This is a genomic window from Pseudoxanthomonas mexicana (genome assembly GCF_046736355.1).
GTDB classification, from domain to species: Bacteria; Pseudomonadota; Gammaproteobacteria; order Xanthomonadales; family Xanthomonadaceae; genus Pseudoxanthomonas_A; species Pseudoxanthomonas_A mexicana_B.
In genome coordinates this window covers 3,499,884-3,526,758 of sequence record NZ_CP157201.1, presented here as the reverse complement: position 1 = coordinate 3,526,758, position 26,875 = coordinate 3,499,884, and the positions used below count along the sequence as shown (strand labels likewise).

At 69.6% G+C, this 26,875-nt stretch carries 17 protein-coding genes; 10 read left to right on the top strand and 7 right to left on the bottom strand.

All coding sequences use genetic code 11. From position 1 onward, the window contains the following. Nucleotides 1-99 precede the first annotated feature (99 nt). The gene (locus AAG688_RS16165; RefSeq protein WP_411833212.1) at nucleotides 100-2,442 is read left to right on the top strand and encodes a nitric-oxide reductase large subunit; all 2,343 of its coding nucleotides are present in this window, start codon (nucleotides 100-102) and stop codon (nucleotides 2,440-2,442) included. A gap of 308 nt (nucleotides 2,443-2,750) precedes the next feature. Here the strand turns inward: AAG688_RS16165 and AAG688_RS16160 are convergent, their stop codons facing one another. From AAG688_RS16160 to AAG688_RS16145, 4 genes are all read right to left on the bottom strand, one after another. Further along, on the bottom strand, nucleotides 2,751-5,027 hold the full coding sequence (locus AAG688_RS16160; RefSeq protein WP_411833211.1) for a nitric-oxide reductase large subunit: 2,277 nt from the start codon (nucleotides 5,025-5,027) through the stop codon (nucleotides 2,751-2,753). 122 nt (nucleotides 5,028-5,149) lie between these two features. Next, on the bottom strand, nucleotides 5,150-5,905 hold the full coding sequence (locus tag AAG688_RS16155) for a helix-turn-helix domain-containing protein (protein ID WP_411833210.1): 756 nt from the start codon (nucleotides 5,903-5,905) through the stop codon (nucleotides 5,150-5,152). Nucleotides 5,906-5,924: 19 nt separating this feature from the next. Beyond that, nucleotides 5,925-7,325 carry an oxygen-independent coproporphyrinogen III oxidase gene (gene hemN, locus AAG688_RS16150; protein WP_411833209.1) on the bottom strand — a complete coding sequence of 467 codons (1,401 nt, stop codon included), beginning with the start codon at nucleotides 7,323-7,325 and terminating at the stop codon, nucleotides 5,925-5,927. 70 nt (nucleotides 7,326-7,395) lie between these two features. Further along, nucleotides 7,396-7,635 (bottom strand): hypothetical protein, encoded by a 240-nt coding sequence (locus AAG688_RS16145; protein WP_411833208.1) that lies wholly within the window; start codon nucleotides 7,633-7,635, stop codon nucleotides 7,396-7,398. A gap of 187 nt (nucleotides 7,636-7,822) precedes the next feature. Between AAG688_RS16145 and AAG688_RS16140 the strand changes: the two genes are divergently transcribed. After that, nucleotides 7,823-8,356, top strand: coding sequence for a hypothetical protein (locus tag AAG688_RS16140; RefSeq protein ID WP_411833207.1), 534 nt, complete (start codon nucleotides 7,823-7,825; stop codon nucleotides 8,354-8,356). Nucleotides 8,357-8,450: 94 nt separating this feature from the next. On the opposite strand, the gene prpF is transcribed toward AAG688_RS16140, so the two are convergent. The 3 genes from prpF to acnD all read right to left on the bottom strand — a co-directional run bounded on the left by prpF (nucleotide 8,451) and on the right by acnD (nucleotide 13,600). After that, nucleotides 8,451-9,656, bottom strand: coding sequence for a 2-methylaconitate cis-trans isomerase PrpF (gene prpF / locus AAG688_RS16135; RefSeq protein WP_411833206.1), 1,206 nt, complete (start codon nucleotides 9,654-9,656; stop codon nucleotides 8,451-8,453). Beyond that, nucleotides 9,653-10,753: a virulence RhuM family protein gene (locus AAG688_RS16130; protein ID WP_411833205.1), complete on the bottom strand. Its 1,101-nt coding sequence runs from the start codon at nucleotides 10,751-10,753 to the stop codon at nucleotides 9,653-9,655. Before AAG688_RS16130 ends, prpF begins: the two co-directional genes overlap by 4 nt. A gap of 231 nt (nucleotides 10,754-10,984) precedes the next feature. Next, nucleotides 10,985-13,600, bottom strand: a complete 2,616-nt coding sequence (gene acnD / locus AAG688_RS16125) for a Fe/S-dependent 2-methylisocitrate dehydratase AcnD (protein WP_411833204.1) — start codon at nucleotides 13,598-13,600, stop codon at nucleotides 10,985-10,987. A gap of 405 nt (nucleotides 13,601-14,005) precedes the next feature. Between acnD and AAG688_RS16120 the strand changes: the two genes are divergently transcribed. The 8 genes from AAG688_RS16120 (at nucleotide 14,006) to nrdD (ending at nucleotide 26,871) form a co-directional block, all read left to right on the top strand. After that, nucleotides 14,006-16,129, top strand: coding sequence for a M13 family metallopeptidase (locus AAG688_RS16120; protein ID WP_411833203.1), 2,124 nt, complete (start codon nucleotides 14,006-14,008; stop codon nucleotides 16,127-16,129). A gap of 715 nt (nucleotides 16,130-16,844) precedes the next feature. Continuing rightward, the gene (locus tag AAG688_RS16115) at nucleotides 16,845-18,839 is read left to right on the top strand and encodes a TonB-dependent receptor plug domain-containing protein (protein WP_411833202.1); all 1,995 of its coding nucleotides are present in this window, start codon (nucleotides 16,845-16,847) and stop codon (nucleotides 18,837-18,839) included. A 17-nt stretch (nucleotides 18,840-18,856) separates the two neighbouring features. After that, nucleotides 18,857-22,915 (top strand): cobaltochelatase subunit CobN, encoded by a 4,059-nt coding sequence (gene cobN / locus AAG688_RS16110; RefSeq protein ID WP_411833201.1) that lies wholly within the window; start codon nucleotides 18,857-18,859, stop codon nucleotides 22,913-22,915. After that, the gene (locus AAG688_RS16105) at nucleotides 22,912-23,391 is read left to right on the top strand and encodes a MotA/TolQ/ExbB proton channel family protein (protein ID WP_411833200.1); all 480 of its coding nucleotides are present in this window, start codon (nucleotides 22,912-22,914) and stop codon (nucleotides 23,389-23,391) included. The genes cobN and AAG688_RS16105 overlap by 4 nt, the downstream gene beginning before the upstream one ends. Further along, complete coding sequence (locus AAG688_RS16100; RefSeq protein WP_411833199.1) at nucleotides 23,388-23,720, top strand: DUF2149 domain-containing protein; 333 nt, start codon at nucleotides 23,388-23,390, stop codon at nucleotides 23,718-23,720. Before AAG688_RS16105 ends, AAG688_RS16100 begins: the two co-directional genes overlap by 4 nt. A gap of 39 nt (nucleotides 23,721-23,759) precedes the next feature. Then, nucleotides 23,760-24,233 (top strand): group III truncated hemoglobin, encoded by a 474-nt coding sequence (locus tag AAG688_RS16095; RefSeq protein ID WP_411833198.1) that lies wholly within the window; start codon nucleotides 23,760-23,762, stop codon nucleotides 24,231-24,233. A gap of 662 nt (nucleotides 24,234-24,895) precedes the next feature. After that, nucleotides 24,896-26,674, top strand: coding sequence for a ribonucleoside triphosphate reductase (locus tag AAG688_RS16090; protein ID WP_411833197.1), 1,779 nt, complete (start codon nucleotides 24,896-24,898; stop codon nucleotides 26,672-26,674). After that, nucleotides 26,671-26,871: an anaerobic ribonucleoside-triphosphate reductase gene (gene nrdD / locus AAG688_RS16085; protein WP_411833196.1), complete on the top strand. Its 201-nt coding sequence runs from the start codon at nucleotides 26,671-26,673 to the stop codon at nucleotides 26,869-26,871. The genes AAG688_RS16090 and nrdD overlap by 4 nt, the downstream gene beginning before the upstream one ends. Nucleotides 26,872-26,875 lie beyond the last annotated feature (4 nt).

Here is a 26,875-nt window from a genome sequence, read left to right as displayed (position 1 = left end):
TTTCACCGCACGCTTACATCGGCCTCTCCTAGAATCGGCCGCGATGTCCGTGGCCGGGCGGCGTCCGTCTTCCGACGGCGCATCCACAGGAGAGATCGCATGGAAAACGTCAGGAAGCTGTGGATCGGGCTGGCGATCCTGCTGGTGGGTTCCTTCAGCGTGCTGTTGTGGTCAGGCGGCGAGATCCGCCGCAACGCCGCGCCGATGCCCGAGCGGGTGGTTTCCGATGACGGATCCGTGCTCTACACGCGCGCCGAGATCGAGCGCGGGCGCCAGGTCTGGCAGTCGATGGGCGGCATGCAGCTGGGCTCGATCTGGGGCCACGGCGCGTACGTGGCGCCGGACTGGAGCGCGGACTGGCTGCACCGCGAGGCGATGACGCTGCTGGACGGCTGGGCCGGGGCGGAAGCGGAAGGAACCGGCTACCTGCAGCTTCCGGTGGATCGCCGCGCCGCGTTGCAGGGACGGTTGCAGGCGATGATGCGCGCCAACACCTACGACGCGGCCAGCGGCACCATCACCCTGGGCGCCGAGCGCGTGGCGGCCATCCGCGAGGTTTCGGCCCATTACGAGCGCCTGTTCGGACGCGATGCGTCCACCGCCGAACTGCGCGAAGCCTACGCGATGAAGGACGACACCATTCCCGATGCCGAGCACCGGCGGCTGTTGTCTGCGTTCTTCTGGTGGACGGCCTGGGCGGCCACCACCGAGCGCCCCGGGACCGACGTGGAAGCCGAGGTGCAGCAGCGCGCCGGCGTCGAGGCCAAGCGCGTCACCTACACCAACAACTGGCCGGCCGAACCGCTGGTGGGCAACACGCCGCCACCCAGCACCTGGGTGTGGTCGGCCTTCAGCGTACTGTTCCTGATCGCCGGCATCGCGCTGCTGGGCTGGCACCACGCCACCACGCGCGATGAGGAGCCGGGCCACCGCATCCCCGACGTCGACCCGCTGGCGCAACTGGTGGTGACGCCGTCGATGCGCGCGACCGCCAAGTATTTCTGGGTGGTGCTGGCGCTGTTCCTGGTGCAGATCCTGCTGGGCGCGATGACCGCGCACTACCAGGTCGAGGGCCAGCAGGCCTACGGCTACGCCTTGTCCGAGGTGCTGCCGTATTCGATCACGCGCACCTGGCACACCCAGCTGGCGGTGCTGTGGATCGCCACCGCCTGGCTGGCGACCGGCCTGTACATCGGCCCGGCCATCTCCGGGCACGAGCCGAAGTTCCAGCGGCTGGGCGTCAACGTCCTGTTCGTGTGCCTGCTGATCATCGTGGTGGGATCGTTCGCTGGTCAGTGGTTCGCGGTGATGCAGAAGCTGGGCCTGGAGCACAACTTCTGGTTCGGCCACCAGGGCTGGGAATACGCCGACATCGGCCGCTTCTGGCAGATCTTCCTGTTCATCGGCCTGCTGCTGTGGCTGACCCTGGTGGGCCGCTCGCTGTGGCCGGTGCTGCGCGGGCCGAAGACCGACACCAAGGCCATCGTCGGCCTGTTGTTCCTGTCCACCGTGGCCATCGGCGTGTTCTACGCTTCGGGCCTGATGTGGCGCGAGCACAGCCACATCTCGGTGGTCGAGTACTGGCGCTGGTGGCTGGTGCACCTGTGGGTGGAGGGCTTCTTCGAGGTCTTCGCCACCGCGGTGATGGCGCTGATCTTCACCAAGCTGGGCCTGCTGCGCGCTTCCACCGCCGCGGTGGCGGTGCTGTTCGCCACCGTGGTGTTCATGACCGGCGGCGTGCTCGGCACCCTGCACCACCTGTACTTCGTCGGCAGCCCGACCGCGGTCATCGCGCTGGGCGCCAGCTTCTCGGCGCTGGAAGTGGTGCCGCTGGCCTACATCGGCTTCGAGGCCTACCACACCTACCGCTACGGCAACGCGGCGCCGTGGATGCGGCGCTACCGCTGGCCGATCTACTTCTTCCTGGCGGTATCGTTCTGGAACCTGGTGGGCGCGGGCCTGTTCGGCTTCCTGATCAATCCGCCGCTGTCGCTGTACTACATGCAGGGCCTGAACCTGACCCCGCTGCACGGCCACACCGCGCTGTTCGGCGTGTACGGCATGCTCGGCATCGCGCTGGTGCTGTTCTGCGTGCGCGGCCTGCGGCCGCGGCAACGCTGGGACGAGCGCCTGCTCAAGGCCAGTTTCTGGACGCTCAACATCGGCCTGGCGCTGATGGCGCTGCTGACCCTGTTGCCGCTGGGGACCATGCAGTTGCTGGCCGCCATCGAATACGGCTACTGGTACGCGCGCTCGGCCGAGTTCATGCAGCAGCCGATCGTGGACCTGCTGATATGGATGCGCGTACCCGGCGACACCATCTTCAGCGTCGGCGCGGTGGTGCTGGCCTGGTTCGTGATTGGACTGTGGATCCGGCCCAGGCTGGATACGGAGCCGGAAGGCAAGTCGCCGGCGGACAGCAAGGGTCGTCCGCCGCGCTGAAGCCGGCCGGGTAGCGGAATGCAGCCGGGCAAGCCCGGCTCTCCCCGCCCCGGACGCTCTTGTAGAGCGGAGCTTGCTCCGCTGCCTCGACGGGGTGGAAGAAGCACAGTCGGGCAAGCTCGGTTCTACCGAGGTGCTCTTGTAGAGCGGAGCTTGCTCCGCTGCTCTCGGCACCGGAACCGAGGCAGCCGAGCAAGCTCGGCTCTACACCCGCGGTCCTTGTCGGATCCAAAAAGAAAGGGCCGCGATAATCGCGGCCCTTTCCCTGCATCGTCCGCCGGCATGGCCAGCGGGTATGGAGCGGTGGATCAGCTCTTGGCCGGTACCACCTCGCCCGTCGGCACCTGCTTGCGCGGTGCCACCCACAGGCGGAACACGAACCAGGCCAGCGCCAGCGCGCCGACGCTGAACAGCGTGTCGGACGGCACCCGCATCCACACCAGCAGGTCCACGATCGGCTGCTGCATGAACTCGGCCGAGCGCGCGTACCAGTAGCCGTGCTTGAGCGCGGCGTTGAGCTGCAGGATGCCCAGCGGCAGCAGGGTGAACAGCGCCATGCCGGCCAGGCCGATGTTCAACGACCAGAAGCTGGTCTTCAGCAGCTTCTCGCTCCACTGCACGTCCGGCTTCAGGCCGCGCAGGCAGAACAGCATCAGGCCGATGCCGAGCATGCCGTACACGCCGAACAGCGCGGTGTGGCCGTGGGTCGGGGTCAGGTTCAGGCCCTGCATGTAGTACAGCGGCAGCGGCGGGTTGATCAGGAAGCCGAACAGGCCCGCGCCGACCAGGTTCCAGAACGCCACCGCGATGAAGAACATGATCGGCCACTTGTACTTCTGCATCCACGGCGTGGCCTTGCCCAGCTTGTAGCTGTGGTAGGCCTCGAAGCCGACGTAGGCCAGCGGCACCACTTCCAGCGCCGAGAAGCTGGCGCCCAGCGCGATGACCGCGGTCGGGGTGCCGGTGAAGTACAGGTGGTGCAGGGTGCCGAGCACGCCGCCGGCCATGAACACGATGGTGGCGAACAGCACCGCGATGGTGGCGGTGCGGGTCTGCAGCAGGCCCAGGCGGGTGAACAGGAAGGCGATGACCGCCACCGCGAACACCTCGAAGAAGCCTTCCACCCACAGGTGGACCACCCACCAGCGCCAGTACTCGACCATCGACAGGTGCGTGTGCTCGCCCCACATCAGGCCGGCCGCGTAGAACACGCCGATGGCCACGGTGGACAGGAACAGCAGGGTGACGATGGAACGCGACTCGCCGCCGTGGCGAATCGCCGGCCACAGCGAGCGGCCCACCAGGGTCAGCCACAGCGCCAGGCCGATGAACAGGAACCACTGCCAGAAGCGGCCCAGGTCCACGTATTCCCAGCCCTGATGGCCGAACCAGAAGTTGTGCTCCAGGCCCAGCTTCTGCATCACCGCGAACCATTGCCCGGCGAACGCGCCGACCACGATGACCAGCAAGCACACCCACAGGAAGTTCACCCCCAGCCGCTGGAACTTCGGCTCATGCCCGGAGATGGCCGGGCCGATGTACAGGCCCATGCCCAGCCAGGCGGTGGCGATCCACAGCACCGCCAGTTGCGTATGCCAGGTGCGGGTGAGCGAGTAGGGCAATACGTCGGCCAGCGCGAAGCCGTAGGCTTCCTGGCCCTCGACCTGGTAGTGCGCGGTGATCGCGCCCAGCGCGATCTGCACCAGGAACAGCGCGATCACCACCCAGAAGTACTTGGCGGTGGCGCGCATCGACGGGGTGATCTTGATCGACGCCAGCGGGTCGCTCTTGGGCAGCACCGGCGCCATCTCGTCGCCGTGGTTGACCGCGTAGTGCCAGCCGAGCAGGCCGATGCCGGCGATCAGGAACAGCACGCTGAACACCGTCCACATGAAGGCGCTCGGCGGCGGCGTGTTGCCGACCAGATCGTCGGCCGGCCAGTTGGCGGTGTAGGTGATGTCCGCGCCCGGGCGCTCGGTCACCGACGACCACGCCGCCCACCAGTAGAAGGCGGTCAGCTGGCGGCGGTGCTCGGCATCGGGCACGGTGTCGTTGCGCATCGCATAGGCCTCGCGCAGCTCGGCGGTGGCCGGGTCGGCGCTGAACAGGCTCTGGTAGTGCGCGGCGACGGTGGCGATGGCCTCGGCGCGATCGTTGTCGATGCGTATGCTGCCGCTGGCCTCGTCGTAGGTGTTGGGCCGCAGCAGCTTCTGCACGCGCTTGGCGTAGGCGGCCTGGGTCGGCTCGTCCAGCTGCTTGTAGCTGTCCACGCCGGCCTCGCGGCGCGCCCACAGGTCGAGGATGGCCTCGGCCTCGCGGTGCAGCCAGTCCGCGCCCCAGTCCGGCGCGACGTAGCCGCCGTGGCCCCAGATCGAGCCCAGCTGCTGGCCGCCGATCGATTGCCAGACCTGGCGGCCGGTCTCGATGTCCTTGCGGGTGTAGATGACCTGGCCGTCGCTGCCGACCACCTGTTCGGGCAGCGGCGGAGCCTGGCGATGGACCTCGCTGCCGACCCAGAGCAGGACGGCGAACGAGGTGATGAGCAGGGCGGCGAGCCCTGTCCACAACTTGCGTGTCGAATTCATGATGCGGCACTCGTAGGAAAACGGCCGCATGGTGCGCCGCCCCCACCCCCGCCTCCATGACGTACGTCAAGCCGCCGACCGATCGCCGCTTTCCGCCGGGAAAAGCGGCCGATGCGGCAGGCTCAGCTGCGCAGCACCATCAGCGCCATCGCTTCCAGCCGCGCCAGGTCGAGGATTTCCACGTCGCGCTGCTTGATGTGCAGCAGGCCCTCGCTCTCGAACCGCCGCAGCACGCGGCTGACCGTCTCCGGCGCCTGCCGCAGGTAGTTGGCGATGTCGGTGCGCGACATCGTCAGCTGGAACCGGCGCGGCGAGAACCCGCGCGCGGCCAGCCGCCGCGATAGCCCGATCAGGAACGCGGCCATGCGCTCGTCGGCGGAGTTGTCGCGCGCGTACAGCGAGGCGTTGCCGATGTCGCGGCTCATCAGCCGGAACAGGTGCCGCTGCAGGTTGGGCAGCGAGGTGGCCAGCATCGCGATCTTGGGGAACGAGAACCGGCACAGCATCACCGTGTCCAGCGCCACTGCGTTGCAGGGGTAGCGGTCGCCGTCGATGGCGTTCAGGCCGATGACCTCGCCGGGCAGGTGGAAGCCCAGCACCTGCTCGTGGCCGTCGCGGTCGATCTGGTAGGTCTTGACCGTGCCGGCGCGCACCGCGGCGATCGCGCCGAACGGGTCGCCCTCGCGGAACACGTGCTCGCCCGGCTGCAGCGGGCCGACGTGCTCGACCAGCATGTGCAGGTCCTGCAGCGCGCTCTTGTCCATGCCCTCGGACAGGCAGGCCTGCGAGAACGCGCAGGTCGAGCAGAAACGCAGCTCGTCGCCGTCGTCGGACAGGATGCGCGCGTCGGTGCGCGGGAAAACCGGACCCGAATTCACGGACCTGCCCCCGCCGGATTCAGATCACGCGCGAGGCCTGCGGCACGGCCGCCTCGTCGGTGGAGGGCGATAGATAACGGTCGAAGCACATGGCGATGATACGCAACAGCAGCCGCCCGCGCGACGTCGCCCGCAGGCCGTCGGCCGAGAGCTCGACCAGGCCGTCGTCCCGCAGCGGCGCCAGCCGGGCCAGCGCATCGGCGAAATAATCCGCGAAATCAATGGCGTGGCGGCGCTCGACCGCGCGGAAATCGATGCGGCCGTGGCACATCAGCTGCTGGATGACGTCGGCGCGCAGGCAGTCGTCCTCGTCCATCCGCATGCCGCGCCAGACCGGCAGCCGGCCGCGGTCGATGGCTTCCTCCCAGCTGGCCAGGTCGCGCGGGTTCTGGCTGAAGCTGGCGCCGATGTGGCTGACCGCGCTGACTCCCAGCCCGACCAGGTCGCTGTCGGCGTGGGTGGAATAGCCCATGAAATTGCGGTGCAGGTCGCCGCGCCGCTGGGCCAGGGCGAGATCGTCGTCGGGCAGGGCGAAGTGGTCCATGCCGATGTGCACGTAGCCGGCCTCGCCCAGCCGCTCGATGGCGCAGCCGAGCAGGTCCAGCTTCAGCGCCGGCGAGGGCAGGTCCTCGGCGCGGATGCGCCGCTGCGGGCGGAACATCCCCGGCAGGTGCGCGTAGCTGTAGATCGCCAGCCGGTGCGGGCGCGCCTGCAGCACGATGTCCAGCGTGCGCGAGAAGCCCTCCAGCGTCTGCAGGGGCAGGCCGTAGATCAGGTCCAGGTTGACCGAGCGCATGTGCCGCTTGCACGCCTCCACCACCGCCAGCGTTTCGTCCACGCCCTGGATGCGGTTGACCGCCTCCTGCACCTTCGGGTCGAAGTCCTGCACGCCGAGGCTGGCGCGGTTGAAGCCGGCCGCGGCCAGCGCGCGCACCTCGTCGGGATCGATGAAGCGCGGGTCCAGCTCGATCGAGCCTTCGAAGGCGTCGGACTTGGCGAACTGGAAATGCCGCCGCAGCACGTCCACCACCTCGGCGATGCGATCGGTGGCGAGGAAGTTGGGCGTGCCGCCGCCGAAATGCACCTGGACCACCTCGCGGTCGCGGTCGAACAGCGCCGCCATCAGCCCGATCTCGCGGTACAGCCGGGTCAGGTAGGCCTCGCCGCGCGCGACGTCGCGGGTGATGATGCGGTTGCAGCCGCAGTAGTAGCACGGGCTGGCGCAGAACGGCACGTGCACGTACAGCGACAGCGGGCGCGGGATCGGATCGCCGTTGCTGATCGCCACGACCTCGCGCAGCTCGGCTTCCTTGAAGGCGGGCGAGAACTGCGGCGCGGTCGGGTAGGAGGTGTAGCGCGGCCCCGGCCGGTCGTAGCGTGCCAGCAGCTCGGCGTCGAAGAGGGAGGAAAGGGCGGCCATGCTGCACATGCCTAGGCGGATGGCATGCGGCTTGCCTTGACTTGGGTCAACGGGCGCACCCGTTTTCCGTTCAGCCGCCGCAACCGCCGCAGCATTCGGAAGGCTGCCTTTCGATGGCCAGGATCGGCAGCGGGAAGCCGGCGCGGGAAAATACCGAATGCAGCTCGTATTCACCCAGCACCGTGGATGCGCGCAGGAACGTGCCCGAATGATCGGCGTCGAGCAGGGCGGCGGGATCGAGTTCCTGCAGCGCAGAAGCGATGGCGTCCAGGTCCAGGCCCTGGGCGGCGGTCTTGATCCGGTATTGCATGTCCTGTCCTCACATTGGCTGGCGAGCGGCCGGGATGGCGCGCGCGGCCATCATTCCGGCCACGCCGCCGGCCCGCCTTGACGCCGGTCAAGCCGGTGAACCCTGCCGCACCGCAACCGCGGGCTTTCACGGCGCATGGACACGCATGGGTCAACGATGCCGCCATCGGATGCGACAGGAGGGCGGCATGGCAGGTTCGTTGCCGATTACCGAGGAAGTTTCCAACAGCAAGGTCGCCGCGGTGTTCGACGACGAGGCGGTCGCGCGCGAACAGGCCGCGCGCCTGAAGCAGGCCATCGGCCTGACCGACAGCCAGGTGCGCGTGGTGACCCCGCGCAGCGCCGATCCCGCGCGCAGGCTGCAGCCGGAGAGCCACGGCATCTTCCGTACCATGCTGTATGCGCACGCGCGCCTGGGCGTGGTCGGCCTGGTGGTCGGCGCGCTGGCCTTCGGCGTGCTGTGGTGGGCCGGCATCCCGATGATCGTCAACTCGCCGCTGGCCGCGCTCGGCGTGCTGCTGTTCTTCGGCGGCACCGCCGGGCTGATGCTCGGCGGGCTGGTGACCCTGCGCCCGGACCACGACCCCTACGTCTTCAAGGTCATGGGCGCGCTGGAGGAAGGCAGCTCGGCCGTGGTCGTGCACGCCTACGACGTGGCCCAGCGCGCCGACGCGCAGCGCTACCTGGAAAGCGTGGGCGGGCGCACCGTCACCACCCTCTAGCGCACCCCATCCCCGCCTGACCAGACATGACCAGCCATGCGGCTGTTATGAAGCGCTTCGTCTGTTGAAAACCGCGGGGATGACGGCGCAGCATTCAGAACGCATCGCCCGGCACGCGCACCCAGCCTTCCATCAGCACGCGCGCGCTGCGGCTCATCACCGCCTTGGTGACGACCCACCGGCCGTCCGCCAGCCGCGCCTCGGCGCCGACCCGCAGCGTGCCGGAAGGATGGCCGAAGCGCACGGCGCCGCGTTCGCCGCCGCCGGCCGCCAGGTTGACCAGCGTGCCGGGAATCGCCGCCGCCGTGCCGATGGCCACCGCGCAGGTGCCCATCATCGCGTGGTGCAGCTTGCCCATCGACAGCGCGCGCACGTTGAGATCGATGTCGCCGGCGGCGACGGCCTTGCCGCTCGACGCCAGGTAGTCCCGCGGCGGCGCGACGAAGGCCACTTTCGGCGTGTGCTGGCGCGTGGCCGCTTCTTCCGGCGTCCTGATCAAGCCCATCCTCAGCGCACCGGCCACGCGGATCGCCTCCAGCCTGGCCAGCGCGGCCTTGTCATCGTTGATCGCCGGCTGCGACTCGGTGCCGTCGTAGCCGATGTCGGCCGCATTGACGAACACGGTCGGGATGCCGGCGCTGATCATCGTCGCCGCGAGCCGGCCGACGCCCGGCACGTCGAGTTCGTCGACCCGGTTGCCGGTGGGCAGCAGCGCCCCGCCGTCCCCGCCTTCGCCCTCGTCGGAGGGATCGATGAACTCCAGCACGATCTCCGCCGCCGGGAAGGTCACCCCGTCCAGCTCGAAATCGCCGGTCTCCTGCACCTGCCCGCCGTTCACCGGCACGTGCGCGACGATGGTCTTGCCGATGTTGGCCTGCCAGATGCGCACCACGCAGGTGCCGTTCTCCGGCAGCCGCGCCGGGTCGACATAGCCGGCATGGATCGCGAACGCGCCGGCGGCGGTGGACAGGTTGCCGCAGTTGCCCGACCAGTCGACGAAGTCGGTGTCGATGGACACCTGCCCGTACAGGTAGTCCACGTCGTGATCCGGTTGGCTGGCCGGCGAGAGGATCACGCACTTGCTGGTGCTCGACGTCGCCCCGCCCATGCCGTCGGTGTGCTTGCCGTAGGGATCGGGCGAACCGATCACGCGCTGGAACAGGCGGTCGCGCGCCTGACCCGGCACCCGCGCGGCTTCGGGCAGGTCCTCCAGCCGGAAGAACACGCCCTTGGAGGTGCCGCCGCGCATGTAGGTGGCGGGGATTTTCAGTTGCGGGGCGTGCTTCGTCGTCGTGCTCATGGTTCGTCTCCGGTGCCGCCGGACTTCGGCATCCTGCGGGCTTTCCTGGTCGTGGCTGTCTTGCGCGCGGTCGCGGCTCGCATCGTCTCCGCCGTCGCGCGCAGATCCTGCAGATACCTGGCGTCCGCCGCCTGTTCGGCCCGCAACCGCCGCTGCTCGGCAAACGCGTCGTACTGGCGCTCCGCCCACTGCAGCGCGTCGGCATGCCGGGTCTTGCCGGCATTGTCCAGCACCGGCAGTTCGGTGTCGCGCAGGAACTTGTCGAGGAACGCATGCCAGTCGGTCAGGCGGATGTCCTGCCGGCGCATGGCGCGGAATTCGGCCTGGTCCAGGAACATGACGGTGATGCGGTTGAGGGTGTCGATCTCCTGCGCATCCAGGTAGTTCTTGGCGGCGCCTACGTCCTGCTTGAGCACGCGGCTGCCCTTCCAGGCGGTCAGGCCCATGTTGGGCCGGGCGGCATCGGCACGCCGGTGGACGATCTCCGCCGCGGTCAGGCCGGTGGCGGCGTAGTGCATCTTGTTCTGCATGATCGCGAAGAAGTGCTGGCTGTCCTGCTCGCCCTCGCGGTAGTCCACCGCCATCGCGAAGATTTCGCGGATGCGCTGGTACGCTCGCGCCTCGCTGGCGCGGATCTCGCGGATACGGGCCAGCAGTTCGTCGAAGTGGGAGGCCGGGCCGAGGTTGCCCTTGAGCCGCTCGTCATCCAGCACGAAGCCCTTGACCAGGTATTCCGCCAGCCGCGCCGTGGCCCACTGGCGGAACTCGGTGCCGCGGGTGGAGCGGACGCGGTAGCCGACGGCGAGGATGGCTTCCAGCCGGTAGTGCTTCGGTCGGCGGGAGACCTTGCGCCCGCCCTCCTGGCGAACTTGTAAGTAATCCTTACAGGTTGCCGCCTCCTCCAGTTCCCCTTCTGCATAGATGGCTTTGAGGTGCTGGGTGATGTTCTGCGGCGTGGTCTGGTACAGCTCGGCGATCCGGGCCTGGGTCAGCCATACGGTGTCGCCCGCCAGCAGGACGCGGATGCCTGCCGAGCCGTCGCCGGCCGGGTAAATCAGCAGTTCGCCTTCCGTGGCGGGAGCGAGGTCCTTGGGCATGGTGGGTGGTCTCGTTGCTGGTTTTCTCTCCACTTGCGTGAGAAGCAAATGGTCGGAGAAGCGAATCTGCCGCCAGTGGCACAGGTTGAAGCCGATAGCAGCATCGTTTTGGACCTTGCATATGGCAAGGATTGCTATCGGGAGTGTGCGTTGTGGCGAAGATTGGGGGCAAGCGAATAGCCACCCCCTCGTCCTCCCCTTGCCGATGCGCGGCAAGGGGGGGAAGCCGGGTCAGGCGGTCTTGTTCGCGTCGAGGAAATCCTGCGCGAACCGCTGCAGCACGCCGCCGGCCTCGTAGATGGAGACTTCCTCGTCCGAGTCCAGCCGGCAGGTGACCGGCACTTCGACGGTCTCGCCGTTGGCGCGGCGGATCACCAGGGTCAGGTCCGCGCGCGGCCTGCGCTGCCCAATCACGTCGAAGGTCTCGGTGCCGTCGATGGCGAAGCTGTGGCGGTTCTGGCCGGGCTTGAACTCCAGCGGCAGCACGCCCATGCCGATCAGGTTGGTGCGGTGGATGCGCTCGAAGCCCTCGGCGACGATCGCCTCCACGCCGGCCAGGCGCACGCCCTTGGCGGCCCAGTCGCGCGAGCTGCCCTGGCCGTAGTCGGCGCCGGCGATGATGATCAGCGGCTGCTTGCGGTCCATGTAGGTCTCGATCGCCTCCCACATCCGCGTGACCTCGCCCTCCGGCTCGATGCGCGCCAGCGAGCCCTGCCTGACCTGGCCGTCGATTACCGCCATCTCGTTGACGAGTTTAGGGTTGGCGAAGGTCGCGCGCTGCGCGGTCAGGTGATCGCCGCGGTGGGTGGCGTAGGAATTGAAGTCCTCCTCCGGCAGGCCCATCTTGGCCAGGTATTCGCCGGCCGCGCTGTCCAGCAGGATCGCGTTGGACGGCGAGAGGTGATCGGTGGTGATGTTGTCGCCCAGCACCGCCAGCGGGCGCATGCCGCGCAGGGTGCGCTCGCCGGCCAGCGCGCCTTCCCAATAGGGCGGGCGGCGGATGTAGGTGCTCTGCGGCCGCCATGCGTACAGCGGCTCGGCCGCTTCGCCGTGCTCCACGCGGATATTGAACATCGGCTCGTAGACCTTGCGGAACTGCTCCGGCTTGACCGACGCGCGCACCACCGCGTCGATCTCGGCGTCGCTCGGCCAGATGTCCTTCAGCGTCACCGGGTTGCCGTCGGCATCGAAGCCAAGCGCGTCCTTCTCGATGTCGAAGCGCACCGTGCCGGCGATCGCGTAGGCGATCACCAGCGGCGGCGAGGCCAGGAACGCCTGCTTGGCGTAGGGATGGATGCGGCCGTCGAAGTTGCGGTTGCCGCTGAGCACCGCGGTGGCGTACAGGTCGCGGTCGATGATCTCCTGCTGGATGGCCGGATCCAGCGCGCCGCTCATGCCGTTGCAGGTGGTGCAGGCGAAGGCGACGATGCCGAAGCCGAGCTTTTCCAGTTCCGGCAGCAGGCCGGCTTCCTCCAGGTACAGCTGCACGGCCTTGGATCCGGGCGCCAGCGAGGTCTTCACCCACGGCTTGCGCAGCAGGCCCTTCGCGTTGGCGTTGCGCGCCAGCAGGCCGGCGGCGATCACGTTGCGCGGGTTGGAAGTATTGGTGCACGAGGTGATGGCGGCGATGATCACCGCGCCGTCCGGCATCAGGCCCTGCGCCTCCTCGGCCTTGCCGGCGACCAGCTTGGCCTCGTCGGCGATGCCGCGCTCGGCCAGCGCGCGGGTCGGCAGGCGGCGGTGCGGGTTGGACGGGCCGGCCATGTTGCGCTCCACGCTCGACAGGTCGAAGTGCAGCGTGCGCTCGTACTGCGCGCCGGCCAGCGCGTCGGCCCACAGGCCGGTGGCCTTCGCATACGTTTCCACCAGTGCCACCTGCTCGTCGCTGCGGCCGGTCAGGCGCAGGTAGTCCAGGGTGTTGTCGTCGATGAAGAACATCGCCGCGGTCGCGCCGTACTCGGGCGCCATGTTGGAGATGGTGGCGCGGTCGCCGATGGTCAGCGCGGAGGCGCCTTCGCCGCGGAACTCCAGGTAGGCGCCGACCACCTTCGACTGGCGCAGGAACTCGGTCAGCGCCAGCACGATGTCGGTGGCGGTGATGCCGGGCGCAGGCCTGCCGGCCAGCTCGACGCCGACGATGTCCGGCGTGCGCATCCACGAGGCGCGGCCCAGCATCACGTTCTCCGCCTCCAGCCCGCCCACGCCCACCGCGATCACGCCCAGCGCATCGACGTGCGGGGTGTGCGAGTCGGTGCCCACGCAGGTGTCGGGGAAGGCCACGCCGCCCTGCACGTAGATCACCGGCGACATCTTCTCCAGGTTGATCTGGTGCATGATGCCGTTGCCCGGCGGGATCACGTCGACGTTCTTGAACGCGCGCTTGGTCCAGTCGATGAAGTGGAAGCGATCCTCGTTGCGGCGATCCTCGATGGCGCGGTTCTTCGCGAATGCCTGCGGGTCGTAGCCGCCGCATTCCACCGCCAGCGAGTGATCGACGATCAGCTGCACCGGCACCACCGGGTTGACCTGCGCCGGGTCGCCGCCCTGGTCGGCGATGGCGTCGCGCAGGCCGGCCAGGTCCACCAGCGCGGTCTGGCCGAGGATGTCGTGGCAGACCACCCGCGCCGGGAACCACGGGAAGTCGAGGTCGCGGCGGCGTTCGATCAACTGGCCCAGGTAGGCGTCGCGCATCGCCAGGTCGGCGCGGCGGACGATGTTCTCGGCGTGCACGCGCGCGGTGTAGGGCAGCGCGTCCCAGGCGCCGGGCTTCAGGGCGTCGACGGCGGCGCGCGCGTCGTAGTAGTCCAGCGAGGTTCCGGGGAGCGGCTTGCGGTAGGCAGTGTTCATGGCTGGCGTAGGCTGGGCGTGGGGAGCCGCGCGTGGTGCGCATCGCGCGCAACGGCGCGGCTCGCGGGGATTCCGAAGGACGGCGCGGGCATGCTGCGCATGCGCTCCGCGGCCGTGGCGAACCGTGATCTTGCCCGATCCCGGGGCCCGGGCGCATGCGCCAATAGTCCATAAGTCATGCCGCGGACAGCCGCCGCGCTCGCCTATGATGCAGGCAGCCGTGGTGCGCCCCGGTCCCGCCGAGCGCGGGGTCCGAAGGCGTCGCGCGGACAGGGGATCCCGCCCACGCGGCCCCCGAGCAAGCGATCGATGGCCGTCCTGCCCGCAGGCGCGGCCGAACCCGGCAGTGCGTCGCGGCCCGCCAAGGCGCACGCGCGCACGGCCTTTCCAGCCCTGGAGATAGCGTTGAAAAAGTCACTTCTGTCCGTTGCCACCACCCTCGCCCTGACCCTGGCCGCGCCGCTGGCCGCCCATGAACGGCACGATTGCCTGGATGGCGACGCCTGTACGCTGCTGTCGCTGTTCCAGGCCCCCGCCGCCAGCGGCGCCGGCGCCGCGCAGACGATCGAAGCCAAGCGCTACGGCAGCTGGGGCATCGACACCGCCGGCATGGATCGCAGCGTCAGGCCGGGCCAGGATTTCTTCCGCTACGTCAGCGGCACCTGGGCCGACACCACCCAGATCCCCGCCGACCAGTCCAGCTACGGCTCGTTCCTGATGCTGCGCGAGCTGTCCGAGGCGCGCCTGCGCACGCTGGTCGAGAGCTACCCGGCCGGCGATCCGGCCAGCGGCGACGCAGCCAAAATCGCCGCGCTGTACGCCGGCTTCATGGACGAGGCGGCGATCGAGGCGCTCGGCGCCAAGCCGCTGCAGGCGCCGCTGGACGCCATCCGCGCCGCCGGCGACAAGCAGGCGCTGGCACGGCTGATGGGCGCCAGCCAGGGCGATTTCGGCCGCGCCTTCTTCGGCATGAACGTGGGCGACGACCAGCGCGACCCGGACCGCTACACGCTGTACCTGGGCCAGTCCGGCCTGGGCCTGGGCGATCGCGAGATGTACCTGCGCGACAACTTCGCCCCGCAGCGCGAGCGCTACCAGGCCTACATCGCGCAACTGCTCGAACTGGGCGGCTGGCCGAATCCGGCCGACAACGCCAAGGCGATCCTGGCGCTGGAGACGCGCATCGCCGAGGCGCACTGGACCCGCGCCGAGAGCCGCAACCGCGACAAGACCTACAACCCGGTCGAGCGCACCGCGTTCGCGACCTACGCGCCGGGCTTCCCGTGGGCCGAGTACTTCGCCGCCGCCGGCGTCGAGCAGGCCCCGCGCGTGGTCGTGCGCCAGTCCACCGCGATCCCGAAGATCGCCAAGATCTACGCCGACGCCGACCTCGCCACGCTGCAGGCCTGGCAGGCCTTCCACACCATCGACAACGCCGCGCCGCTGCTGTCGCGCGCCTTCGTCGACGCGCACTACGAGTTCCGCGCCAAGTTCCTGTCCGGCCAGCCCGAGCAGCGCGAGCGCTGGAAGCGCGGCGTGGCCTTCGCCGAAGGCACGATGGGCGAGGCGATCGGCCGCGACTACGTCAAGCTGTACTTCCCCGCCGAGGCCAAGGCCAAGATGGACGAGCTGGTCGCCAACGTGAAGGTGGCGATGGGCACGCGGCTGGACGCGCTGGCGTGGATGGGCGACGCCACCCGCGCCGAGGCCAAGGCCAAGCTCGCCGGCTTCGGTCTGAAGATCGGCCACCCGGAGAAATGGCGCGACTACAGCGGCCTGACCGTGGTCGCCGGCGACCTGTTCGGCAACGCGCAGCGCTCGCAGCGCTTCGAGTGGGACTACCGCCGCGCGCGCATCGGCCAGCCGGTGGACAAGGGCGAGTGGAGCATGACCCCGCAGACGGTCAACGCCTACTACAACTCGGTCAAGAACGAGATCGTGTTCCCGGCGGCGATCCTGCAACCGCCGTTCTTCGACCCGTCGGCGGATCCGGCGGTGAACTACGGCGCCATCGGCGGCGTGATCGGCCACGAGATCATCCACGGCTTCGACGACCAGGGCCGCAAGTCCGACGGCCAGGGCGTGCTGCGCGACTGGTGGACGGCCGACGACGCGGCCAAGTTCGAGGCGCAGGCGGCCAAGCTGGGCGCGCAGTACGAGGCCTACACCTTCCCGCAGCTGCCCGGCATGCACATCAACGGCCGCGTGGCGATGGGCGAGAACATCGGCGACCTCGGCGGCCTGACCATCGCGCTGGAAGCCTACCGCCGCTCGCTCGGCGGCAAGCCGGCGCCGGTGATCGAGGGCTTCACCGGCGAGCAGCGGCTGTTCATGGGCTGGGCGCAGGTGTGGCGCACGCTGTGGCGCGACGATGCGCTGCGCCAGCAGCTGGTCAACGGCACCCACTCGCCGGGCCACATCCGCGCGTTCGCGCCGCTGCGCAACCTCGACGCCTGGTACGACGCCTTCGGCGTGGGCGCGGCCGATCCGCTGTGGATCGCCCCGGAGGATCGCGTCCGCATCTGGTGACACGCGCGTTGGCCATGCCCGGGATTTGTAGAGCGGAGCTTGCTCCGCTGCTCCCGGTTCCGAAGCCCAGACGGAAAAGCAGCCGAGCAAGCTCGGCTCTACAACAATAGGCCGCGCAACCGCCCTGTAGAGCGGAGCCTGCTCCGCCGCCCGGCGTCCCGCACAGGGTCCAAGCGCCGCCGAGCAAGCTCGGCGCTACAGGGCGATGTAGAGCGGAGCTTGCTCCGCTGCCCTGCATCCCGCGCAGGGCCCAAGCGCCGCCGAGCAAGCTCGGCGCTACAGGGATGATGTAGAGCGGAGCTCGCTCCGCTGCCTTGCATCCCGCACAGGGTCCAAGCGCCGCCGAGCAAGCTCGGCGCTACAGGGCGATGTAGAGCGGAGCTTGCTCCGCTGCCCTGCATCCCGCACAGGGCCCAAGCGCCGCCGAGCAAGCTCGGCGCTACGGGGATTGATGTAGAGCGGAGCTTGCTCCGCTGCCCTGCATCCCGCGCAGAGCCCAGGCGCCGCCGAGCAAGCTCGGCGCTACAGGGGTGATGTAGAGCGGAGCTTGCTCCGCTGCTTTGAGCCCACGGATCCCCAAAGATCCCGGCCGGCTTGATCCAGATCAAATCAAAAGCAAATGGGAATCATTATCGTTTCAGGAAGCTTTTGACAGCGCGCCAGGTAATGGCCCAGCCCGCGCTTCTCTCCGAAACCGATCTGGAGTTCCCTCGCGATGCACCGATCCTCCCTTTGGCAGCAGCGTCCGCTGGGCCATCCCGCGCATGCGCGCACCCTTCCTCCCTCCCGCCTGCTGAAACCGGCCGTCCTGCTGGGCGCGCTGCTGGCGACGCCGGCCTTCGCCGCCGCCGACGTCAAGGACCTGGACGCCATCATCGTCACCGCCACGGCCACCGAGCGCAGCGTGGACAGCGCGCCGGCCAGCGTGACCGTGGTGACCGGCGAGGAACTGCGCATGCGCCCGGCGCGCGACGTGCTGGACGCGGTGCGCGATGCGCCGGGCCTGAACGTCCGCGCGGTCGGCAGCCTCGGCCGGCGCGTGGTCAGCATCCGCGGCATGGAGAGCCGGCACACCCTGGTGCTCATCGACGGCGAGCGCATCGCCGCCACCGACCAGGTGTTCGGCCTGAGCGATCTGCAATTCGGCTGGATCCCGCTGGAGGCGATCGAGCGGGTCGAGATCGTGCGCGGGCCGCTGTCCTCGCTGTACGGATCCGACGCGCTGGGCGGGGTGATCAACATCATCACCCGCGGCGACGCCAGGCAGTGGCGCGGCAGCACGCGCATCGGCTACGGCCACCTGCCCGAGGACGACGGCGGCGAACTGCGCCAGGCCAGCGTCTACGCCTCCGGCCCGCTCGGCCAGGACTTCAGCCTGACCGTCAACGGTGCCTGGCAGGAACAGCAGCCGCTGCCGGAACCCTCCGACGCGCGCCTGGCGCAGCGCGAGGGCCAGGAACAGACCACGCTGCGCGCGCGCCTGCAATGGCGGCCGGGCGAGGCGCACAAGCTGGCGCTGACGGTGATGAAGGGCGACGAGGATCGCTGGTACGGCACCCGCAGCGGCGCGCTGTTCTACCGGCAGTCCTACGACTTCGACCGCACCCATGCCGGCCTGTCCTACGACGGCGAGCTGGGCGGCGGCCACCTGCGCCTGCGCGGCTATACCGCCACCATCCACCAGCGCCAGCACAACACCGAGGGCGTGGCGCCCTCGCCCGAGCAGGAAGCCGGCGAGAAGGCGCTGGACGGCCACTACGGCCTCGCGCTGGGCGAGCGCCACCACCTGACCAGCGGCTTCGAGGCGCGCGCCGAGCGCCTGCAGCATCCCTCCTTCGCCGGCGGCGAGGAGGAGGCCAGGCAGTACGCGCTGTTCGGCCAGGACGAGTGGCGCATCGGCGAGGCGTTCGACCTGGTCTATGGCGTGCGCTGGGACAAGCACGAACTGTTCGGCAGCGAGTTCAGCCCGCGCATCTACGCGGTGTGGAAACCGGCCGAGCACTGGACGCTCAAGGGCGGCTACTCGCGCGGCTTCAAGGCGCCCATGCTCAAGCAGATCTCGCCCGACTACCGCTTCGACGGTCCGCACAGCTTCATCGGCAACCCCGACATCCAGCCGGAGATGAGCGACAACGTGGAGCTGTCGCTGGGCTATTCGCGCGACGCCTTCTGGGGCCGGGTGACGGTCTACCGCAACACCGTCGAGGACCTGATCAACAGCGTCTGCGTCGAGCGCTGCACCCTGCCGCTGCGCCGCCTGTACCGCTACGAGAACGTGGACGACGTGCGCATCCGCGGCGCCGAGGCCGAGTTCGGCGCGGAGCTGCCGGCGGGCCTGCGATTGACCGCCAGCCATGCCTACAACGACGTGCGCGACGAGCGCAGCGACCAGCGCCTGGCCGAGCGGCCGTTGCAGTCCGGCAACGCGCGCCTGGACTGGACCAGCCCGGGCCAGGCCTGGCAGGTCGAGACGCGCTACGAATACACCGGCCGGCAACGGGTCTACCCGGCCGCCAGCGGCGCGGCGCTGTTGCAGCAGCCTTCCTACGGCCTGTGGAACGCGGCGGTGCGGCGGCGCTTCGGCGAGCGCGCCAGCGTGCAGCTGGGCGTGGAGAACCTGACCGATCACCGGGTCGAGGACGGCGGCGCGCCGTACAACTATCGCGAGCGCGGGCGCTTCGTCTACGCGATGCTGAGCCTGGGTTTCTGATCATGATGCGGCACGCGTTGCCGACAAGCATCCTGCGTGGCGGCCTGCTGCTGCCCGTCCTGCTGCTGTCTCTCCTGCTCGGAAGCGGGCAGGCGGGTGCGCAGCAGGCCCCCGCGCGGGAACCGGCGCCCGGCGCGGCGCGGCTGGCGCTGGTGGGTAGCGGTTTCTTCCCGCAGGGCAAGCTGGCGCTGTACCGGCAGCAGGCGGCCGCCGCCGGCGTGGCGCTGGACTACCATGCCGCGCCGCTGGCGGCCGACGCGCTGCCGGAGGCGCTGGCGCGCATGCGCCAGGCGGATCTGGTGCTGGTGGAAGTGCCGCCGGTGCAGATGTACCGCGACGATCAATTGGCGCAGCAGCTGGCGGACCTGCCGCGCGTGCTGCTGGTCGATCGCGACGGCGAACGCGCGCGCGGGCTGGACGACGAGGCGGCCACGCGGCTGGCGGCCTACGCGCGCAACGGCGGCGAGCGCAACCTGGCCGCGCTGATGGACTACCTGTCGCGCTGGCGCGCCAGCGGCCGCGCGCCGGCCGACGCGATGCCGCCGCTGGTGATGCCGAAGACCGGCCTCTACCATCCGGACTACGGCGATCTCGCCTTCGCCGATCTCGACGCCTACCTGGCCTGGCTGGGGCCGAAGGTGAAGCCGGGCCAGCCGGTGGTCGGCATCGCGATGTTCGCCTCGGCGATCGGCTCGGATTCCACCGCGCACATCGACGCGCTGATCCGCGGCGTCGAGGCGCGCGACGGCATCGCCGTGCCGTTCTTCCGCGACACCGACGCCGGCGCACCGGTGGAGGCGCTGCTGATGCGCGGCGGCGAAGCCTTCGTCGACGTGGTGGTCAACTTCGAGATCATGTACCGCGGCAGCATCGGCCAGGACTACGCGCGGCTGGACGTGCCGGTGTTGCAGGCGATCACCTACTGGGACGGTCCGGAAGCGGCATGGCGGGCCGATCGCCAGGGCATCTCGCCCGGCGCGACCTCGTTCTACCTGGCCATCCCCGAGCAGGCCGGCTTCATCGATCCGCTGATCGTGGCGGCCGGCAAGTCGCGCACGCCGCCGCAGCCGATCCCCGCGCAGATGGACTCGCTGCTGGCCAAGGCGTTGAACTACGCCGCGCTGCGGCGCACGCCGGCGCCGGACAAGCGCGTGGCGATCGTGTTCTACAACTACCCGCCGGGCGAGAAGAACCTCGGCGCGTCCGGATTGAACCTGCCCGAGAGCCTGGCGCACACGCTGGCGGTGCTGCGCGCGGCCGGCTACGACGCCGGCCACGAGACGGCCGCGATGCTGCTGCCGCGCCTGCAACGGCTGCTGGCCCCGTACTACCGCGACGGCCAGTGGGAGGCGCTGGAAAGCGAGGGCCTGCTCGGCCTGCTGCCGGTGCGCGAATACCGGCGCTGGCTGCAGGCGCTGCCGGAAGCGGTGCGCGCGCCCATCGTCGCGCGCTGGGGTGAGCCGGAGGCCGGCGCATTCGTGATCCGGCGCGGCGGCGAGGACTACTTCGCCATCCCGCGCCTGACCCTGGGCCACGTGACCCTGCTGCCGCAGCCCACCCGCAGCGGGGCCGGCGGCGGCGGCGACAGCGGCGCGTCCTACCACGACACCGGCACGCCGGTGGATCACCACTACCTGGCGACCTACCTGTACCTGCGCGAGCCGCTGGCCAGCCACGCCATCGTCCACTTCGGCACCCACGGCACGCAGGAATGGACCTACGGCAAGGAGCGCGGCCTGTCGGTGCACGACAACCCGATGCTGCTGGTCGGCGACGTGCCGGTGGTCTACCCGTTCATCGTCGACGACGTCGGCGAGGCCCTGCAGGCCAAGCGGCGCGGCCGCGCGGTGATCGTCAGCCACCAGACCCCCGCGTTCGGCGCGGCCGGCCTGCACGGCGAGCCGCTGCGCATGCACCAGTTGATCGAGGAATACCACCAGCTCGATCACGGCGCGGTGCGCGAGCAGGTGCGCAGCGAACTGACCGCGCTGGCCGCCGACGGCAGCATCGCCGGCGACCTGGGCTGGTCGCGCGCGCGCATCGAGGCCGGGTTCGACGACTTCCTGATCGCACTGCACGAATACCTCGATGCGCTGGCCGGGCAGGCGCAGCCGCAGGGCCTGCACACCTTCGGCGCATCGGCTTCCGGCGAGCGCCGCACCGACACCGTGCGGCTGATGCTGGGCCAGCGCCTGGATCAGGCGTTGGGACTGGCGAGCGAACATGCCGCCAGCGTGGACTACCGAGAACTGGCGCAGGAACCCGGCCGCGCCTGGCTGCAACACCACCTGCGCGAGGGCCAGCCGCTGGCCGGCGGCGCGCCCCAGGCCGAGCGCGATCTGCTGCAGGCCGCGCGCCGCGCCGACGCCTCGCTCGACGCCACCCACGAGACGCAGGCGCTGCTGGCCGCGCTGGCCGGCCGCTACAGCGCGCCGGGCCTGGGCGGCGATCCGCTGCGCACGCCGGAGAGCCTGCCGACCGGCCGCAACCTGTACGGCTTCGACCCGATGCGGGTGCCGTCGCGCGCGGCCTGGCAGGCCGGGCAGGCCGCATTGGATCAACTGCTGGAGGCGTACCGCGCCGAACACGGCCAGGCGCCGGAGAAGCTGGCGTTCTCGCTGTGGGGCGTGGAGACCATGCGCCACAACGGCATCCTCGAGGCGCAGGTGTTCGCCGCGCTGGGCGTGCGGCCGGTGTGGGACGAGGGCGGCCGCATCAGTGGCGTCGAATTGATTTCTTCCGCCGAACTCGGTCGTCCCCGCGTGGACGTGGTGTTGTCGGCCACCGGCCTGTACCGCGACCAGTTCCCGGTGGTGATGCAGCGGCTCAACGAGGCGCTGGCGCTGGCCGAGGCCGCCGAGGGCGGCGACAACGCCATCGCCCGCCACACCGCGGCGGTGCGCGCACGGCTGAAGACGCAGGGGCTGGACGACGAGGCGGCGGATCGCTACGCGCGCACCCGCATCTTCTCCAGCGCGCAGGGCAACTACGGCAGCGGCCTGGGCGGCAAGGTGCTGCGTACCGACGCGTGGGACAGCGACGCCACACTGGCCGAGTCCTACCTGCAGCGCATGCAGCACGGCTACGGCCCCGATCCGAAGCACTGGGGCGAGATTCCGAAGGGCGTCAACGCCTACGCCGAGCAACTGCGCGGCACCCAGGCGGCGGTGCTGTCGCGATCGTCCAACCTGTACGGCATGCTGACCACCGACGATCCGTTCTCCTACCTGGGCGGGCTGTCGCTGGCGGTGCGCCACCTCGACGGCAAGGCGCCGGCGCTGTTCATCTCCAACCTGCGCGATCCGGTGCGCAGCAAAGTGGAGAGCGCGGCGCGCTTCCTCGCCGCCGAGTTGCAGACGCGCCAGTTCCATCCCGGCTGGATCCGGCAGATGCAGCAGGAAGGCTACGCCGGCACGCTGGAGGTGGTGTCCTCGCTGGACAACTTCTGGGGCTGGCAGGCGGTCGACCCCGGCATGGTGCGCGATCGCCAGTGGCAGGAATTCCACGACGTCTACGTGCAGGATCGCCATCGACTCGGCATGCGCGAATGGTTCGAGCGCAGCAACCCGCACGCGCTGGCGCAGATCGTCGAGCGCATGCTGGAGGCGCACCGCAAGGGCTACTGGCAGGCCGACGAGGCGACCCTGCGCAGCCTGGCGCGCACCTGGAATGAACTCGAATCGAAGCTGGACCTGCTGCCCGGCAGCAGCCAGCTGCGCCCGCACGTGGCGCGGCTGTCGGCCGGATTCGGCCTGGCCGCGCCGGCGCGCGCTGCGCCGGCCGCGGCATCCGCGCGCCCGCAATCGCGCGCCGCCGATGTCGCCGCGCCGCCACCGCCGCAACGACAACAGCAACAACCCGCCGATACGCCGCCGCCCGCACCGGCGATGGCGCGCGTGCAGGGCCTGCGCCTGCGCGCCAGCACGCCCGCGCCCACGCCGGCCCCTTCGCCGTGGCTGTGGTGGGGGCTGCTGCCCGCCGCGCTGGCGTTCACCGGCGGCGCCTTCGCGCAGGCGCGCGGCGTCCGCGCCCAAGTCCTCCTTACCGTCAACGCTTCCCGTCTGGAAACCGCATGAACCCCATCGAGAACTTCCTCTATCACCTGTCCGGCTGGTTCCTCGCGCCGGTGCTGGCGATCATCGTGTTCCTGTTCCTCTACGCCTGCTACGCGCTGGGCGCCTTCCTGGTCGAGGCCGTGCAGCGATACGGAGACAAGCGCACGCACGCGCTGGAGCGCCACTGGCGCGGCAGCGGGGACGGGATGGAGGATCTGGAACTGTGGATCCTGCGCAGGCTGGAGCCGCTGCGCATCGGCACCCGCACCGCGCCGATGCTGGGACTGGTGGCGACGATGATCCCGATGGGACCGGCGCTGGCCGGCCTGTCCGACGGCCGCATGGACGAGGTCGCGCGCCACGTCAGCGTCGCCTTCGCCGCGGTGATCGTCTCGCTGCTGGCGGCCTCGGCCATCTACACCGTGCTGGTGGTGCGCCGGCGCTGGCTGCTGCAGGACCTGCGCCGCATCGAGAAGCTGATGCAGGAGGCGCGATGAGCGCGCGCCATCGCTACCTGGGCGAGGAGGACCAGGACGATCCGATCCTGTCGGTGGTCAACCTGATCGACGTGTTCCTGGTGATCATCGCGATCCTGCTGATCGCGCTGATCCGCAACCCGTTCAATCCCTTCAGCCAGGAACGCGCGGTGATAGTGGTCAATCCCGGCGAGGCGCAGATGGAGATCGTGGTCAAGGACGGCAAGAAGCTGGAACGCTACAAGGCCAGCGGCGAGATCGGCGAAGGGCAGGGCATGCGCGCCGGCGTGGCCTACCGGCTCAAGGACGGCAGTATGATCTACGTGCCGGAAGGCGAGGGCGCGCCGTGAACCGCGATGCGCGGGCGCGGCATCGGCGATAATGCCGGCGTGAACGATCGCCCGCGCATCCAACCCGTCCCCGCCGCGCCGCCGCGGCCCGGCCCCGAGCTATGCAGCGAGGAGGAAGTCGTGCGCCTGGTGCACGATTTCTATGCGCGCGTGCGTCTCGACGCGCGGCTGGGTCCGATCTTCGAGGCGCGCGTGCACGACTGGCCGGAGCACCTGGACCAGCTGGTCGCCTTCTGGTCGGCATTGCTGCGCGGCACCCGCCGCTTCCGCGGCGCGCCGATGCCCAAGCACATGGCCATCCCCGGCCTGTCGGCGGAACTGTTCCTGCGCTGGCTGGAACTGTTCGCGCAGACCACCGCCGAATCCGGCAACCCGGCCCTGCGCGCCGAGGCCGACGAGGCGGCATGGCGCATCGCCGACAACTTCTGGCAGCGCTACCAGATGCAGCAGGATCCGTTCGCCACGCCGTCGCCGCTGCGGCAGCGCAGCGTGCTGCCGATTCTCGGCGGGTAGCCCGGGCCGGCGCGGGATTTCCCTCATCCGGCCTTCGGCCACCCCGTATCAGGTACGGGGCAGGCCCTTCTCCCGCAAGCGGGAGAAGGGAGGTTGTGGAGACGTCTCTGGGTTCCCCTCTCCCGCCTGCGGGAGAGGGGTAGGGGCGAGGGCACGCGGCGAAGCCGCATCCAGTAGACGTTACGGGCATATAGCCTGGTTCGGCGCGGGGATTTCCCTCATCCGGCCTTCGGCCACCTTCTCCCGCAAGCGGGAGAAGGGAGGTTGTGGAGACGTCTCTGGGTTCCCCTCTCCCGCCTGCGGCAGAGGGGTAGGGGTGAGGGCACGCGGCGAAGCCGCATCCAGTAGGCGTTACGGGCATATAGCCTGGTTCGGCGCGGGGATTTCCCTCATCCGGCCTTCGGCCACCTTCTCCCGCAAGCGGGAGAAGGGAGGTTGTGGAGACGTCTCTGGGTTCCCCTCTCCCGTTTGCGGGAGAGGGGCAGGGGTGAGGGCACGCGGCTAAGCCGTGACACAGCCCGTCCCCGACCAGGCCCGCCCCGCGGTGCGGCGGCAGGAGGCGGGCTCCCCCCGCCGGGCGCCCCCCACTTGATCCAAGTCAAACTACATATGGTTGTTTTGTGGGATGGTTTCCACAACATATTGTGGATAAGTGGAAAGGTATGGAAACGACTTCCTCCCCCCGCAAGACCTCCCCGGCGGCCCTGATCGACCCGGTCGCGTCGATAGACGAGTACCTCACCCGAGCCGACTGGCGGGTCAACGCCAACGCCAACCAGGGCTACTCGCTGGGCGGGCTGATCCTGAACGTGTCCGGCAAGGTCACCGCCAACTACTGGCTCTCGCAGGTCTACCCGCCGGAGGTGGGCCGCGCCCACCGCGAGGGCGACCTGCACATCCACGACCTGGACATGCTGGCCGGCTACTGCGCCGGCTGGTCGCTGCGCACGCTGCTGTACGAGGGCTTCAACGGCGTGCCCAACAAGGTCGAGGCCGGCTCGCCCAGGCACCTGTCCTCGGCGGTGGGGCAGATCGTCAACTTCCTCGGCACCTTGCAGAACGAATGGGCCGGTGCGCAGGCGTTCTCCTCGTTCGACACCTACATGGCGCCGTTCGTGCGCAAGGACGGGCTGTCCTACGACGAAGTGCGGCAGTGCATCCAGGAGCTGATCTTCAACCTCAACGTGCCCTCGCGCTGGGGCACGCAGACCCCGTTCACCAACCTCACCTTCGACTGGGTCTGCCCGGCCGACCTGCGCCAGCAAACCCCGTTCATCGGCGGGCAGGAGATGCCGTTCACCTACGGCGAGCTGCAGGCCGAGATGGACCTCATCAACCGCGCCTACATCGAGGTGATGACCACCGGCGACGCGCGCGGGCGGGTGTTCACCTTCCCGATCCCGACCTACAACATCACCGCCGACTTCCCGTGGGAATCGGAGAACGCGCAGCGGCTGTTCGAGATGACCGCCAAGTACGGCCTGCCGTACTTCCAGAACTTCATCAATTCCGAACTGGACCCGGGCCAGATCCGCTCGATGTGCTGCCGCCTGCAACTGGACCTGCGCGAGCTGCTCAAGCGCGGCAACGGCCTGTTCGGCAGCGCCGAGCAGACCGGCAGCCTGGGCGTGGTGACGATCAACTGCGCGCGCCTGGGCTACCTGCACCGCGGCGACGAGGAAGGGCTGTACCGGCGGCTGGACGAACTGCTGGAACTGGGCATGCGCAGCCTGGAGATCAAGCGCGAGGTGATCCAGAAGCTGATCGACGACGGCCTGTTCCCGTACACCAGGCGCTACCTGGGATCGCTGCGCAACCACTTCTCGACGCTGGGGGTGAACGGGGTCAACGAGATGATCCGCAACTTCACCCGCGACGCCCACGACATCACCAGCGAATGGGGCCACGCCCTCGCGCTGCGCATGCTCGATCACATTCGCGCGCGGATGGTCGAGTTCCAGGAGGACACCGGCCACCTCTATAACCTCGAAGCCACGCCGGCCGAAGGCACCACCTACCGCTTCGCCAAGGAGGACCGCCGGCGCTGGCCGGACATCCTCCAGGCCGGCAGCGGACAGCAGCCTTACTACACCAACTCCTCGCAGCTGCCGGTCGGCTTCACCGACGATCCGTTCGAGGCGCTGGAGCGGCAGGAGGCGCTGCAATCGCGCTACACCGGCGGTACCGTGCTGCACCTGTACATGGGCGAGCGCGTGTCCAGCGGCGAGGCCTGCCGCGAGCTGGTACGGCGCGCGCTGGGCCGCTTCCGCCTGCCGTACATCACCGTCACGCCCACCTTCTCGATCTGCCCGGTGCACGGCTACCTGGCGGGCGAGCACGAATTCTGCCCGCGCTGCGACGAGCGGCTGCTGGCGGAACAACAGGCGGCCGCCGCGCCGCGACCCGTCGCCGTTCCATCACCCAAGGAGATGCACGCATGAGCAACCCGGCTTCCCACACCCACAATGCGCACGCCACGCTGGACGACGCGCAGCGCCAGCGCTGCGAGGTCTGGACCCGCGTGATGGGCTACCACCGCCCGGTGTCCAGCTTCAACATCGGCAAGCAGGGCGAGCACGCCGAGCGCCGCTTCTTCAGCGAACGCGCCTGCGCCGCGCCGGTGGCCGCCGCCGCATGATCCG